We start from the raw sequence: 14,208 nt of genomic DNA, 5'->3' as shown, positions 1-14,208 counted from the left end.
TGATTAGAGGATGATTAAGGTGGGAGCCGAGATCATCTTTTACATTATCATTCCTTTTTTTGTGTGAATCCTGCTGAATTGACTTTTTAAGCGAAAGAGGTACAATAAAATGAGAAGTCAACAAAGGGGTGAAATAGTGAAAAGAAACAACAAAAAATTCATTATGAATATGATTATTGTTTCAGTGGTAGGACTCATTACATTAATGATTGTAATGTTTATGGTAATTCGTACATATATAAAAGATGAAGCTAAAGGAAACAGTGTTCAAGTAGAAGCTCAAGTAGAAGAAAACAATACAAAAGTAGAATATAGTTCTACGGTACTAGTTCTAGTTGAGAAGATTACACAAAGTGATATCATAGGTTTTGACATAGAGAATAAAACTGAAGTGAGTAGAAAGATGAGTGAAGGTACTAAAATTAATGACATGTATGGTAGTGTAATTCCAGCTTCACAGATTAAACCAGGAGATATTGTAGAGGTGGTTTATCAAGAAGATAAAGCTAAGGTACTTTCTATTAGTAAAACCTCTAGGGCAAAATCATGGAAGAAGATAAGTGGAGTCACAGTTGATCAAAGTAATAAGCAGATAAATATCGGAGGGACTGCTTATGAATATGTTGATGATACAATGATTTTCCAAAGTGATGGTAATAGAACTAACATGGCATTTGTAACACCTTTTGATGTTGTCAGTATTCAAAGTGTTAACAATGTTATTTGGAGCATTACTATTGATGAAGTAGCTGGTAGTATTGTTGTTACAGATTTGCCAACTACAAAAGGAAGCTTAGAGATAGACCGCTCTCGTTTCTTTAAATTAGATGAGCTTAAAGGAGATATTAGCGTTATTCCAGGACAGCATAAGATTCTTCTACAAATGGAAGGATATGAAATCATTACAGAGAATATTACGATAGAATCGGGCGAAAGCTATGAAATTTCCTTAAAAGATGCTAAAAAGGCATATACAGTAATCAATCCTTTAGTTAATAGTGGTGTAACTAATTACACCATTAAGATAGGGGATAAAACGTATAATAAAGGTGAAGAAATTAAATTGCAACAAGGTACTTATAAAGTAGAAGCAGAAGCGGATGGGTATGAACCTTGGTCAAAAGAGATTATTTGTGATAAAGAAACTTATAATCTTTATGTATCTTTTATACAAAAACCAACACCTTCAGAATCGCCTAATGCAACGGGAGAAACAAATACTGTACTCAATAATACCCAAACAATTACTTTAAATACAAATCCAATAGGTGCTAAAGTCTACGTAAATGGTGTTTTTAAAGGAGAAACTCCTTGCACAGTAACATTGATTAATGGCAGCTATGGTGTCATATTTGAAAAAACAGGTTATAGTGCGTATTCTACTACCCTATTATTAGATGGTAGCAATGAACAAACCGGGTACTTATATGACTTAATTGCAAATTAAAAAACGAGAAAAGAAATTGATTAATTAAAAACTATATACATAAAGAAAGCTAAGAGGAAACTTTTAGCTTTCTTTCTTTATGTACTTAAAAATAAGAATAGAAACGAGCTCTAATTAATAAACATAGTAATAAATGGTCTTTAAAGAAGGTGTTATGGCGATGCTCAATATAGGAGATTATGTAGTAAGGCTGTCCTATAACAAGGATATTTTATTTCGTATAACATATATTTCACCCAATCAAATTGCTAGACTGAAAGGTGTGTCTTACCGCGTTATTGCAGATGCACCTATTTCGGACCTAGAACTCTCGGTAGGGATGCGTTATACCAATGAAGAAAGTAGTATTATGAGTACCATTGAAGCAACGGTAGAAAAAATCATGAAGAAAAGAGCAGAAATTGAAAAAGGGAAAGATCCTAGGTTCCAAAAAACAGGGACGGTTCTGCATGTAGATGGAGATGCTTTTTACTTAAACCTATGTCTTAAATATTATAAAATGCTAGACATACCAGCTATAGGAGAGCATATATCAGAATCAGAACAACCAAAGAGAATTAAGTACCTTTTGGAAAAATATGCTCCAGATATTTTAGTACTCACAGGGCATGATGCACTGAATAAAAACTATAAAACTTTATATGATATCAGCGAATATAGGAACTCACAGTATTTTGTAGAGTCTGTTAAGAGAGCAAGAGCTATTAAACCTAATATGTCGGAGCTGGTAATATTTGCAGGGGCTTGCCAGTCTTATTTTGAAGAGATATTAGCAGCTGGAGCTGATTTTGCAGCTTCTCCTGATAGAGTTTTAATCCATGCATTAGATCCAGTTTTTATAGTAGAAAAAATAGCCGAATGTCCTTTCTATAAAGTGCTTCCTATTGAAGAAGCACTTGAAAATACGATTACTCAGTTTAATGGTCTGGGAGGATATGAAATATTAGGCAAGTGTAGGAGAGGTGGTCCAGTAGTCACAGATAAGCAGAAAAACGAAGCTAAAGAAAACAGGGAACAAGAAGAACATGTTACATTAGATCCCGCTCATATGACGAAAGAAGATATAGAAAGAGAACTAGCTAGGCCGCTTTTTAAGGATACGAGAGACGAGTTTGAAAGTAAGATTAAGCAGTATATTAATAAGCATCCATCTCTTTAAAAAATCCGATAACTTGCATACGAAAATCTGGAATAATATACAAATGATAAGAATATATATAAGACTAGAGAAAGTTAGTCCAAATTTATAGCAAAGTATTTATCATGTATACATATATTTGTATATAAGCCATAGGAGGGGGAAATATGTCAGTAGAACTGATAAAAAAGCCAATCACATTAGATGAGATGACTAAGAAAGAAAGTGTTCAAGTCATTAAAGAGCGTGACCTTATAGTACCCGATGGAAAACCAGATATGCAGTCTGTAGTGCAGATTGATGGAAGAATTAATATGGATCAAATTGATGTAACACAAGACCGTGTCATGTATAGGGGTAAAGTTGATTTATGTATCCTGTATAGGGCGGTTAATAATTCTAAATGCATCTATACCATGAAAGGATCTATTCCTATTGAAGATTTTGTCATTATGGATGGGGTAAACAGAGACCAGAGGGTAGATTTTGATTACGAAATAGAACATATCAGTAACAGCATTCTTAATGAGCGTAAACTGAATGTTAAAGTCATTATGCAAGTTGATGTAGGAGCTACAGGTTCTAAGGATACAACTGTTATTACAGAGGTAAGAGCAGATGGCCCTATTCAAACAAGAGAAGAGCCAATTGAAATTGTCAGCTTGGGTCATGAAAAAGAGGAAAAGGTCATAGTTAAAGAAGATTTAACCATTGCTCAGAATAAACCTTGCATTGGTGAAATTCTTAAATCTAATATGCAGATTAAAGAAGATCAAGTTAAGCGCACAGATAACGAAATTAAATTTAATGGTATGATTGAAGTAACAACCATGTATAGGGTAGCAGAAAGTGATGAGGGAATAGAAATAGTAACGCATCGTGTTCCTTTTGAAGGTAGTATTGAAAATATGAAGGGTGAAAATGAAGTGTTTTGGGACTGCTCTCTCAGTGTAACACCCTCCTATATGCAAGTGGCACCAGATTATGATGGAGAAGACCGCATCATAGAATGTGAATGTATGGTAACGGCAAACTATAATACTTATAATAAATGTAGTTACGATACAGTTTCTGATATCTACTGTCCAGGTAAAAATGTAAAGACTAAGGAGAAATCCTTGGATTACATGAATCTAGTAGATCGGATAGAGATAACAATGCCTAAAAAAGAGTCTATGGCTATTGAAGATAAGCCAGAAAATACAATGGAAGTTTTCAGCATAAATGTTAAACCTATAGTAGAGGAGAAATCTTTGGTTAATGACAAGCTAACACTTCGAGGAATCCTTGAAATTACAACTGTTTTCCTTGTTAAATCAGAGGAGAATAATACTATTGATACAGCAGTTAATATCGTTCCATTTATACAAGAAATGGATGTTAAAAAGGTACCAGAGAAAGCTTATATTGATCCTGTTGTAAGAGCTAAAGATGTAAATATTTATGCCCAAACTAAGAGAGAATTGGTAATTGAATATTTACTAGACTGTATGGCAGAAATCTATGGTCAAGATAGGCTGAATGTATTAGAAGAAATTGATATTGATGATATGACCAAAGAACAGATAGACAATTATCCAAGCATGACAGTATATCAAGTAAAAAAAGGTGATACACTTTGGAGTTTAGCTAAACGTTTTAATACCACAGTTAAAGAGATTCAGGACATTAATGACATTGATATACCAGAAAACTTACGTGAAGGACAAAAAATAATTATCCTTAAAAAGGTTAAATTTTAAGGTTAAAATAAATAAAAGGTTTAGCAAAGGCAACTCCTGTAAGCATTGTAGGAGTTGCTTTTTGCATTTATCATTAAACAAGTTTTAAACTTTTATAAAAATAATTTAGAAAATGGATATTGTATACAGGAAATACATTCTCATTGACTTTGTATTTTAAGTGAGTTTATAATAAAACAAACACAAGTTATTTTTATTAAGGGAGCATATTATGAACTCAATTATATTAAAAGGAAGAGCTAAAATTAATTTGACGCTTGATGTAGTTGGGAAGAGAGAAAATGGCTATCATGATTTGCAAATGATTATGCAGACGATTAATTTATATGATACGATTTTTATTCGTAAGGCAAAGACACCTGGAATTAGATTAACAGCTAATTTCTCATGGCTTCCGACTAACGAGAAAAACATTGCTTATCGCGCAGCTCAGTTATTTTTTGAAGAAGCAGGCATAGAAGAATACGGAGTATCCATTGAAATTACTAAACGCATTCCAGTAGCAGCAGGACTTGCTGGTGGAAGCACAGATGCAGCAGCGACCCTTGTAGGCTTAAATAGATTATATGAAACCTTCTATAAAAGAGAGAAGCTTATGGAAATGGGACTTAAGTTAGGGGCAGATGTACCATTTTGTATTGCGAGAGGAACAATGCTTGCAGAAGGGATAGGAGAAGTGTTAACACCACTTAAACCTGTTCCAAGTATGCATGTGGTATTGGTTAAACCACCTATTAGCGTTTCTACAGCTTCAGTATATAAGGGGCTAGATATAAACAATATCAAGTTACACCCAGATACACCAAAGATGATACAAGCTATAGAAGCACAAAGCCCATATGAAATTGCTACTCACATGGCCAACGTGCTAGAAGAAGTCACTATTCCTATGCACCCGATTATAGGAGCAATCAGAAGAGAATTAGTTCAGCATGGTGCTATGGGGGCTATGATGAGCGGCAGTGGCAGTGCAGTATTCGGTTTGTTTGACAGTAAGGAAAAGGCTAATAAGGCTGCTCAATATTTTAAAATAGAACGTAGTATAAGAGAAGTATATGTTACCACTACCTATTCACCTATAGAGAAAAAGAAGGATAAAAATGGAGTAAAATATGGAATAAAAAGAAGAGGTGTGAAAGGATGCTAGAAGATACTTACAACATGAAGATTAATGAATATCTCCCTTTAAGAGATATTGTTTTTCAGACACTTAGAAATGCAATTATTACTGGGGAATTACAACCAGGCGAAAGATTAATGGAAACTTAGTTAGGAGAAAAGCTAGGAGTAAGCCGTACACCTATTAGAGAAGCCATTAGAAAACTTGAGCTAGAAGGGCTTGTAGTAATGGTACCACGTAAAGGTGCACAAGTGGCACAATTTACAGAGAAAGACATTCAAGATGTTCTAGAAGTGAGAGCAGCTCTAGAAGCATTGGCAGCTAGACTTGCTTGTAGGCGAATGGATGATCGTGCGTTCCTTAAACTTCAACTTGCTATTGCAGAATATAGCTATGCCGCAAAAAGTAGAGATTTAGAAACAATGATTGAAAAGGATGTAGAGTTCCATGATATCATTTGTGGTGCAACACAAAATGATAAACTTATTCAGCTTTTTAACAATCTTAAAGAGCAAGTTAACCGTTATCGTATTACCTACCTTAAAAACGTGGAAGACAGTGAGACAGTTGAGGCAGAACACATTGCTATTTTAGAAGCACTTAAAAATAAGGAAGAAGATGTGGCTAGTAAGCTAGCAACAAAGCATATTAATAAACAATGTGCCTCTATTACTGACTTTGTTAAGCAAAAATATAAATAATAAGTAAAAAGGGTTATAAATCTTGGTTAGTAGCAAAGATTTATAACCCTTTTTATGCTCGTGATTGACAGCTAGTATTGCTAAAAGCAAGAAATAAAGTTGAAATTTCGAAAGGTATCAATTAATACTAAGAGCGTCTTGAATAGATGATAGAAGAGTATGATAAAAATTAGACGAAAGAGTTTTGTAATTAAGTAAATAAATGTAAGGAAAATAATTATTAATACAAATAAATTTAGATAAATAGTTACATTATGCAAACCACAGTATGTACAAGGCTTATGGCAAATATCAACTAAAATATAATGTAATTATACTGAATATTATATAAAAAAATATAGTAGCAATACATAAAGATAAATGTTAAAATATAGGCATTGAAAATGTCATAGTATGGAGCTGAGGAGGAAAGAGATGAATTACAAGCAAAGTTATGAAATGTGGCTAGAAAGTGATGTTATTGACATAATTACAAAAGAAGAATTAAAAGCACTTAATAATGAAAAAGAGATAGAAGACCGTTTTTATAAAAATTTAGAATTTGGTACAGGTGGACTTCGAGGAAAAATCGCTGCTGGTACTAATAGAATGAATATATATACAGTAGGAAAAGCAACACAAGGTCTTGCAAAATATTTAGTTACAAATTTTACAAATCCTAGTATTGCTATTGCTTATGATTCAAGAAATATGTCAGATGTATTTGCAGAAACAGCAGCTAAAGTATTAGCGGCTAATGGTGTAAAAGTATATTTATATGAAAGTTTACGCCCTACACCAATGCTTTCTTTTGCTGTAAGACATCTAGGAGCAGAAGCTGGTATTGTTCTTACTGCTTCACACAATCCAAAAGAATATAATGGCTATAAAGTATATGGTAGTGATGGTGGACAATTAACAGATAATGCAGCTAATGAAGTATTAGGCTACATCAATGAAATCGACTTATTTACAGGAATTAAGACAATGAATACAGAAGATGCTGTAAAAGCTGGTTTACTTGTATACATTGGAGAAGATGTAGATAATGCGTACTATGAAAAAGTAGAAACAGTAGTTGTTAACAAAGAGCTTGTTAAAGAAAGAGCAAGTGAGCTTAACATCATCTATACACCTATTCATGGTAGTGGAAATATACCTGTTAGAGCAATGCTTAAGAGACTTGGATACACCAATGTCCATATTGTAAAAGAGCAAGAGCTTCCAGATGGTAATTTCCCAACAGCACCATACCCAAATCCTGAAAATCCACAAGTTTTTGAACTTGCTATCGAGATGGCAAAAGAAGTAGGTCCAGATCTTATTTTCGGAACCGACCCAGATTGTGATAGAATTGGTGTTATTGTTAAAGAAGACAGCGGAGAATATAAAGTATTAACAGGGAATCAAGTAGGGGTATTACTTTCTGAATATATGCTTAATGCAAGAAAAGAAACTGGTGTACTTAGTACAAAAGATACCCTAATCAAAACAATCGTAACGACAGAAATGGCTACTAGAGTAGCAGAAGCTTATGATGCTCAAATAATGAGCGTACTTACTGGTTTCAAATACATTGGAGAAAAAATTGAAGAATTTGAACAAACAGGTTCAAATAACTTTGTACTTGGCTTTGAAGAAAGTTATGGCTATTTATCTGGTGGTTTTGTAAGAGATAAAGATGCTGTTATCGCTGCTACACTTATTGCAGAAATGGCACTCTATTATAAAACAAAAGGTAAAAACCTTGCACAAGCCCTTCATGATTTATTTGAGAAATATGGATATTATAAAGAAGAGTTAGTTTCTATCACAATGGAAGGTAAAGATGGCCAAGAGCAAATTGCAGCCATGATTACAGCTCTTAGAGAAAATACACCAACAGAAGTAAACGGTGTTAAAATTGCTACAGTAGAAGACTATAAGTTATCTACACGTACAAATGTACTTGAAGGAACAAAAGAAGAAATCAAACTTCCAAAATCAAATGTACTTAAATTTGTACTTGAAGATAGAAGTTGGTTCGTTATTAGACCATCTGGTACAGAGCCAAAGGTAAAGATTTATGCATCTGTAGTTGGAAAAGATGAAGTAGATGCAGCAGAAAAGAGTAAAGCATTTGTGTCGAATATTAAACAAATACTTAATGTTAAATAAATGATAGATAATGATAAAGCCGAGTTTAAATCCCATAAGGGTATTAAACTCGGCTTTTCTATGTATTAAATAATATATTGTAATTCAATATATCCATAACTATGTTCTGTATTAGTAGAATCTGTTTCTACAGATAAGATAGTGTCAAAACCACAACTTTGCCAGAAAGCTAAGTCTTTCCAAGTTTTAAGAGCGGTATAAACACTTACTGTTTTATAATTTTCCGTTCCAAAGGCTTCTATAAGGCATGCTAATACATCCTCCTTGTAATCTTTGTTTTTATAAGGGTCTGTAATATAGAAGAATGGAATATAGATATTATCAGAAGTAGGAAAGCTTAGATATACTTCTATATAACCAATCATATGCCCCTTTAGGTAAATGCAGTATATATAACTATTATTTGCTATATGATTTGCAGGTAATGCTCCCTTACGCAAGATGACTTCTGGAGATGTAATTTTATAGCCAGTGTCAAAGGAATAGCATAGAGTAGCTTCTGCATAAATTTTTTTTAAGACCATTAAATCCTCAAGAGTTGCTAAGCTTAATTGTAAATGTTCAGTAGAGATAGTCGTGTTTAACATGTTAGTGGCCTCCTTTTAATAAAGTGCATATGTAGGATGATTTATAATTCAATAATATTAAGTTTATAAATAAAAGTCAAACAGATTTCGAATAAAAGTAACAAAAATTTTTAATTAATAAATAATAAATTTGATTAATATGTACAATTTTATGTATTGAAAAAATTTAGAATAGAATATATAATTATACTGATAATACAAAGCGTAGAAAAGAAGAAGTAGAATAAGCTAGGCTAACAGAGAGTTCCCGGTAGGTGAGAGGGGCAAGAAGATGCTTATTTGAATACATCTTGGAGTGTTGCTTCAAACAAGTATAAACTTAAGTAGAAGCAAACGGTAGTGCACCCGTTATCGTGCTAGAGTATAATTAGCTTTGTGGCTAACGTACTTGAAGAGGTTATTATCGTGAGATAATAGCAAAAAAAGGTGGTAACGCGGGATATCAGCTCTCGTCCTTTACATAGTTAAAGGATGAGGGCTTTTTTGCTGCCTTTTAGGTAAAATCCTTTGTATTAGAAATATTAAAAAAAGGAGATGAAGGTATGAGCGTGTATAGTGTCAAAGTGTTATGTGTGCTGGTTTTTATCTTAACCATGGTGGGTGTAGGGGTATACAGTAAGGCAAAAGTAAAAAACTCTAGTGACTTCTTATTAGGGGGAAGAAATATGGGGGGATGGGTAAGTGCTTTTGCCTATGGAACTTCTTATTTCTCCGCAGTTATTTTTATAGGTTATGCCGGAGCTCAAGGTTGGGAATTTGGCATACCTATTATATGGATTGGTATAGGAAACGCTGTGTTTGGTTGTTACTTAGCTTGGAAGGTTTTAGCTAAAAGAACTAGAGAGATGACACATAGGTTAGATGTAAAAACTATGCCAGAGTTTTTTGAAAAACGTTATAATAGTAATAATATGAAATTAATAGCAGCAGTGATTATGTTTATCTTTTTAGTTCCATATACGGCTTCTGTATATAAAGGCCTAGGATATATCTTAGAAAGCTCTTTTAATATTGATTTTAATTTAGCAATCTTTTTTATGGCGTTACTTACAGCTATTTACCTCGTATTAGGTGGGTATGTAGCTACAGCTATTAATGACCTGATACAAGGTGTTGTTATGTTGGTAGGTTGTGTTCTAATGGTAGGATATGTTTTATATCATCCTAATGTAGGAGGATTACAAGCGGGACTTGAGGCATTAAATAAACTAGATCCTGCGCTTACTGCTCCGTTAGCAACAGGAGATAAAGCACTACCTTTATTAGGGTTAGTTTTTATGACTAGTTTTGGAGTATGGGGTTTACCACAAATGATTCATAAATATTATGCAATTAAAGATAATGCAGCCATTAAAAAAGGAACCATTATTTCCACAGTATTTGCCTTAGTGATAGGTGTATCTGCTTATTTTACAGGTTCTTTAGGAAGATTATTTTTTATTGACCCAAGTTCAGGAGTAGCAGTTATGCCAACTACAGCAGCAGGAGTACCTAATCCTGATATGATAGTTCCTACTATGTTAGAAGGAGCATTACCTGCTATGCTTATGGGTATTATTATTGTATTGGTTTTATCAGCATCCATGTCTACATTAGCTGCATTAGTACTTGTATCAAGCTCTACTATTTCTATTGACTTTATTAAAGGATTTTTAGCACCTAAACTTTCAGATAAAGCAATCATGATTATGATGCGTGTGAGCTGCATTGTATTTGTAGGGGTATCATATCTTCTAGCAGTTATTCAGTCTAGTACAATTGTTAACCTGATGTCTTTATCTTGGGGCGTTATTTCGGGCATGTTCTTAGGACCCTATTTATTTGGGCTTTGGTGGAAGAAAACTACTAAAGCAGGAGCATGGGCAGGCTTTATTGGTGGTGGATTAACTATTACCATTGGAACTATTCTTATCAACCAAAAGCTGCTTCCAGCAGGAGTAACAGCACCTGTTATTGCTAGTCTAGCAATGATTGTATCGTGTATAGCCGTGCCGGTTGTAAGTGTACTAAGTACCCAGATGAGCGAAGCACACTTAAATCAAGTGTTTGGAGAAGCAAGAGAACTGTAAATCAGCAAATATTTTAATGGTAAGAGTCAATTAATTCATTTAAATCTTCCTATTAAATAGAGTTTATCGAATCAATGCATAAATAAATACAATCTATTTAGTATGACCTATAGTCTTCTAGAATTAAATGATATGTTCTAGAGGTTATAGGTCTATTTATAATGTGTATGATAATATTAGGTTTTTACTATAAAAATGTACAAATTAATATGAAAAAAATACATATTTATATTTGACTAATAATAAACTCTAGTATATCATTTAAAGAATAAAAAGAATAAAATTTAAAAATATGAATAAAAACAGCATAATCGATGAAGAAAGGGATGTTAAAATGAAGAAGTTAACAAAGGTCTTAAGTTTAATGATGGTAACAACACTTTCACTTATGGGTGTAGGTTGTCAAAGTGCTGCTACAGACAGTGGACAAACTGCTTCAACAGGGGATGCACAAAACTATAAAATAGGTGTTATTCAACTTGTAGAACATGCAGCTCTTGATGCTGCTTATAAAGGATTTGTAGATGGGTTAAAAGAAGCAGGATTTGAGGATGGCAAAAATATTACTATTGATTATCAAAATGCTCAAGGTGATCAATCTAACTGCCAGACAATCGCTAATAAGCTTATCAATGATCAAAACAATCTTATTTTAGCCATTGCTACACCAGCAGCACAAGCAGTAGCTAATACAACAAAGGATATTCCTATTTTAGTAACAGCAGTAACTGACCCAGCAGCAGCAAAGCTAGTTGCTTCTAATGAAGCACCTGGTGGTAATGTTTCTGGTACATCTGATTTAACACCAGTTAAAGAACAAATTGGCCTTATTACACAGCTAGTTCCAAGTGTAAAAAAGGTTGGTCTTTTATATTGCTCAAGTGAAGCTAATTCAAAATTCCAAATCGAAATAGCTAAGAAAGAATTAGAAGCACTAGGTCTCGAAGGGGTAGAAGCAACTGTTTCTAACTCAAATGAAATTCAACAAGTAACACAATCTTTAGTAGGTAAAGTAGAAGCTATTTATATTCCAACAGACAATATGCTTGCAGCAGGTATGGCTACAGTAGCTCAAGTAACTACACCATCTAAGCTTCCAGTTGTTGTTGGTGAAGAAGGTATGGTTACAAATGGTGGAACAGCAACGTATGGAATTAACTACTACAATTTAGGAAAATTAACAGCAGCTCAAGCAGTTGCTATACTCAAAGATGGTAAAAAACCAGCAGAAATGCCTATTGAATACGCTAGTGAATGTACACTTGTAGTAAATGAAGAAGCACTAAAAGCAATGGGCATAGAATTACCTCAAGAATTAAGTGATCAGCTAGTAAAATAGGAGGTTTATATGAACATATTATTGGCTATAGTAGGGGCCATTTCTCAAGGTGTATTATGGGGACTTATGACTTTAGGTGTGTATATCACCTTTAAGATATTAGACTTCCCAGATATGACTGTTGATGGGAGCTTCGCTTTAGGTGGTGCGGTAAGTGCTATTTTAGTTGTAAAAGGAGTTAACCCATGGCTAGCAATATTACCTGCTATGTGTGCAGGAATGATAGCCGGAGCTGTTACAGGCCTACTACATACAAAAGTAAAAATCCCAGGTATTCTAGCAGGTATATTAACAATGCTTGCTTTATATTCTATTAATGTACGTATTCAAGGACAGGCAAATATCCCTCTTTTAGGAGAAAGAACAGTTATTTCAACCTTAGGTGAAGTAATTCAGACTTCTACAAACAATTTAGCTTTAATCATTGGATTAATTGTTTCTGTAGGTATTGTTGCCGTTTTATACTGGTTCTTTGGAACAGAACTTGGGAGCTCTATTAGAGCAACAGGAAATAATGAATATATGGTACGTGCATTAGGTGTAAACACAGATAAAATGAAGATTATTGGTCTTATGCTTAGTAATGCCTTAGTTGCCTTATCTGGAGCCTTTGTTTCACAAAGCCAAGGTTTTGCAGATGTAGGTATGGGCCAAGGAGCTATTGTTATAGGGCTTGCTTCTATTATTATAGGAGAAGTTATTTTTGGCAATCGCTTTAACTTTGCTTATAAGTTAGCATCTATCATTGGTGGCTCTATTATTTATCGTATTATTATAGCGGTTGTACTTCAGTTAGGAATGCAGTCTACAGACCTTAAATTACTAACAGCAGTTATCGTAGCTATTGCATTAGGTATTCCAGTAATGAAGAAAAAGCTAGATCAGCAGGCTAAGAGAAGGGAGACATAACATGTTAAAGATAGAAAATCTATATAAGACATTTAATCCAGATACCATTAATGAGAAGAAAGCTTTAAATGGTATTGACCTTCATTTAAAACAAGGAGATTTCGTGACCGTTATTGGTGGTAATGGTGCAGGTAAATCTACCTTATTAAATATGATTGCTGGTGTTTATCTAAGTGATAAGGGCTCCATTGTTTTATCAGGAGAGAATATTACTTATCAATCAGAACATAAACGTGCTAGGCTATTAGGTCGTGTATTTCAAGATCCTATGAGGGGCACAGCAGCTGCAATGGAGATAGAGGAAAATCTAGCTATGGCTTATCGTAGAGGGAAGAAAAGAGGCTTAAGTTGGGGAATTACCAAGGAAGAGAAAGGTCTTTATGTAGAAAAGTTAAAGATGTTAGATTTAGGCTTAGAAAATCGTCTAACTTCTAAGGTGGGGCTTCTTTCAGGAGGGCAACGTCAGGCATTGACCTTGCTTATGGCTACACTTCAAAAACCACAGCTACTGCTGTTAGATGAACATACGGCGGCCCTTGACCCTAAGACAGCGCATAAAGTGTTAAGCCTTACTGAACAAGTGATTGCAGAAGGTCAACTTACAGCTCTTATGGTAACACATAATATGAAGGATGCTATTAGATTAGGTAATCGTCTCATTATGATGCATGAAGGCCGTATTATCTTTGATATTGAAGGTGAAGAAAAGAAAAATCTAAAAGTAGCAGATCTCCTAAAGATGTTCGAAGAAGCAAGTTCAGGTGAATTTGCTAATGATAGAATGTTATTAGCTTAATAATAAGGATAAACTAAAGTAAAAGGTAGAATTATAGTTAGGGCTAGAGAATTAAGTTAAAGACTTACTCTCTAGTCTTTTTTTCTGAAATTTATGGGTATTTGGGTTGTTATAGGATTAGTGGACTATGATATAGTGATAATATGATTTAGTAGAAACTACGAATATAAGGGGAATATTAGAAGATAGGAGCTTTGTTAATAAATATGATATAATAAAGAAAA

At 33.8% G+C, this 14,208-nt stretch carries 10 protein-coding genes, 1 pseudogene and 1 other annotated feature; of the genes and pseudogenes, 10 read left to right on the top strand and 1 reads right to left on the bottom strand.

Features of this window, described 5'->3' with window-relative positions; genetic code table 11:
* Window positions 1-109 precede the first annotated feature (109 nt).
* The 6 genes and pseudogenes from CLOLE_RS20735 to CLOLE_RS20710 all read left to right on the top strand — a co-directional run bounded on the left by CLOLE_RS20735 (window position 110) and on the right by CLOLE_RS20710 (window position 8,284).
* Entirely contained in the window at window positions 110-1,447 is a 1,338-nt protein-coding gene (locus CLOLE_RS20735; protein WP_013659081.1) for a PEGA domain-containing protein, read from the top strand.
* A 133-nt stretch (window positions 1,448-1,580) separates the two neighbouring features.
* On the top strand, window positions 1,581-2,606 hold the full coding sequence (gene yabG / locus CLOLE_RS20730) for a sporulation peptidase YabG (protein WP_242825758.1): 1,026 nt from the start codon (window positions 1,581-1,583) through the stop codon (window positions 2,604-2,606).
* 146 nt (window positions 2,607-2,752) lie between these two features.
* Complete coding sequence (locus tag CLOLE_RS20725; protein ID WP_013659079.1) at window positions 2,753-4,327, top strand: DUF3794 and LysM peptidoglycan-binding domain-containing protein; 1,575 nt, start codon at window positions 2,753-2,755, stop codon at window positions 4,325-4,327.
* Window positions 4,328-4,538: 211 nt separating this feature from the next.
* Complete coding sequence (ispE, locus tag CLOLE_RS20720) at window positions 4,539-5,474, top strand: 4-(cytidine 5'-diphospho)-2-C-methyl-D-erythritol kinase (RefSeq protein ID WP_013659078.1); 936 nt, start codon at window positions 4,539-4,541, stop codon at window positions 5,472-5,474.
* Window positions 5,468-6,148 (top strand): annotated as a pseudogene (locus CLOLE_RS20715) (GntR family transcriptional regulator). The gene ispE and the pseudogene CLOLE_RS20715 overlap by 7 nt, the downstream one beginning before the upstream one ends.
* Before the next feature lie 414 nt (window positions 6,149-6,562).
* The gene (locus tag CLOLE_RS20710) at window positions 6,563-8,284 is read left to right on the top strand and encodes a phospho-sugar mutase (protein ID WP_013659077.1); all 1,722 of its coding nucleotides are present in this window, start codon (window positions 6,563-6,565) and stop codon (window positions 8,282-8,284) included.
* 65 nt (window positions 8,285-8,349) lie between these two features.
* On the opposite strand, the gene CLOLE_RS20705 is transcribed toward CLOLE_RS20710, so the two are convergent.
* Window positions 8,350-8,871 carry a GNAT family N-acetyltransferase gene (locus CLOLE_RS20705; protein WP_013659076.1) on the bottom strand — a complete coding sequence of 174 codons (522 nt, stop codon included), beginning with the start codon at window positions 8,869-8,871 and terminating at the stop codon, window positions 8,350-8,352.
* Window positions 8,872-9,067: 196 nt separating this feature from the next.
* Window positions 9,068-9,331 (top strand) — a binding site (T-box leader).
* A gap of 82 nt (window positions 9,332-9,413) precedes the next feature.
* On the opposite strand from CLOLE_RS20705, the gene CLOLE_RS20700 reads away from it, so the two are divergent.
* From CLOLE_RS20700 to CLOLE_RS20685, 4 genes are all read left to right on the top strand, one after another.
* A complete protein-coding gene (locus CLOLE_RS20700; protein WP_013659075.1) occupies window positions 9,414-10,940 on the top strand; it encodes a sodium:solute symporter family transporter in 1,527 nt (508 codons plus the stop codon).
* A 334-nt stretch (window positions 10,941-11,274) separates the two neighbouring features.
* Window positions 11,275-12,279, top strand: a complete 1,005-nt coding sequence (locus CLOLE_RS20695; RefSeq protein ID WP_013659074.1) for an ABC transporter substrate-binding protein — start codon at window positions 11,275-11,277, stop codon at window positions 12,277-12,279.
* Window positions 12,280-12,288: 9 nt separating this feature from the next.
* Window positions 12,289-13,188, top strand: coding sequence for an ABC transporter permease (locus tag CLOLE_RS20690; RefSeq protein ID WP_013659073.1), 900 nt, complete (start codon window positions 12,289-12,291; stop codon window positions 13,186-13,188).
* Window position 13,189: 1 nt separating this feature from the next.
* Window positions 13,190-13,984: an ABC transporter ATP-binding protein gene (locus tag CLOLE_RS20685; RefSeq protein WP_013659072.1), complete on the top strand. Its 795-nt coding sequence runs from the start codon at window positions 13,190-13,192 to the stop codon at window positions 13,982-13,984.
* Window positions 13,985-14,208 lie beyond the last annotated feature (224 nt).

The organism is Cellulosilyticum lentocellum DSM 5427, from assembly GCF_000178835.2.
Lineage (GTDB): Bacteria > Bacillota > Clostridia > Lachnospirales > Cellulosilyticaceae > Cellulosilyticum > Cellulosilyticum lentocellum.
The sequence above is the reverse complement of the archived record's forward strand: the minus strand, read 5'-3'. Positions and strand labels throughout refer to the sequence as shown.

Bases quoted from the DNA above. Each gene is read 5' to 3' on its own strand.
- CLOLE_RS20735 (WP_013659081.1), top strand. From the start codon at position 110: ATGAGAAGTCAACAAAGGGGTGAAATAGTGAAAAGAAACAACAAAAAA.
- CLOLE_RS20710 (WP_013659077.1), top strand. From the start codon at position 6,563: ATGAATTACAAGCAAAGTTATGAAATGTGGCTAGAAAGTGATGTTATT.
- ispE (WP_013659078.1), top strand. From the start codon at position 4,539: ATGAACTCAATTATATTAAAAGGAAGAGCTAAAATTAATTTGACGCTT.
- CLOLE_RS20695 (WP_013659074.1), top strand. From the start codon at position 11,275: ATGAAGAAGTTAACAAAGGTCTTAAGTTTAATGATGGTAACAACACTT.
- yabG (WP_242825758.1), top strand. From the start codon at position 1,581: ATGGTCTTTAAAGAAGGTGTTATGGCGATGCTCAATATAGGAGATTAT.
- CLOLE_RS20725 (WP_013659079.1), top strand. From the start codon at position 2,753: ATGTCAGTAGAACTGATAAAAAAGCCAATCACATTAGATGAGATGACT.
- CLOLE_RS20700 (WP_013659075.1), top strand. From the start codon at position 9,414: ATGAGCGTGTATAGTGTCAAAGTGTTATGTGTGCTGGTTTTTATCTTA.
- CLOLE_RS20705 (WP_013659076.1), bottom strand. From the start codon at position 8,871: ATGTTAAACACGACTATCTCTACTGAACATTTACAATTAAGCTTAGCA.
- CLOLE_RS20690 (WP_013659073.1), top strand. From the start codon at position 12,289: ATGAACATATTATTGGCTATAGTAGGGGCCATTTCTCAAGGTGTATTA.
- CLOLE_RS20685 (WP_013659072.1), top strand. From the start codon at position 13,190: ATGTTAAAGATAGAAAATCTATATAAGACATTTAATCCAGATACCATT.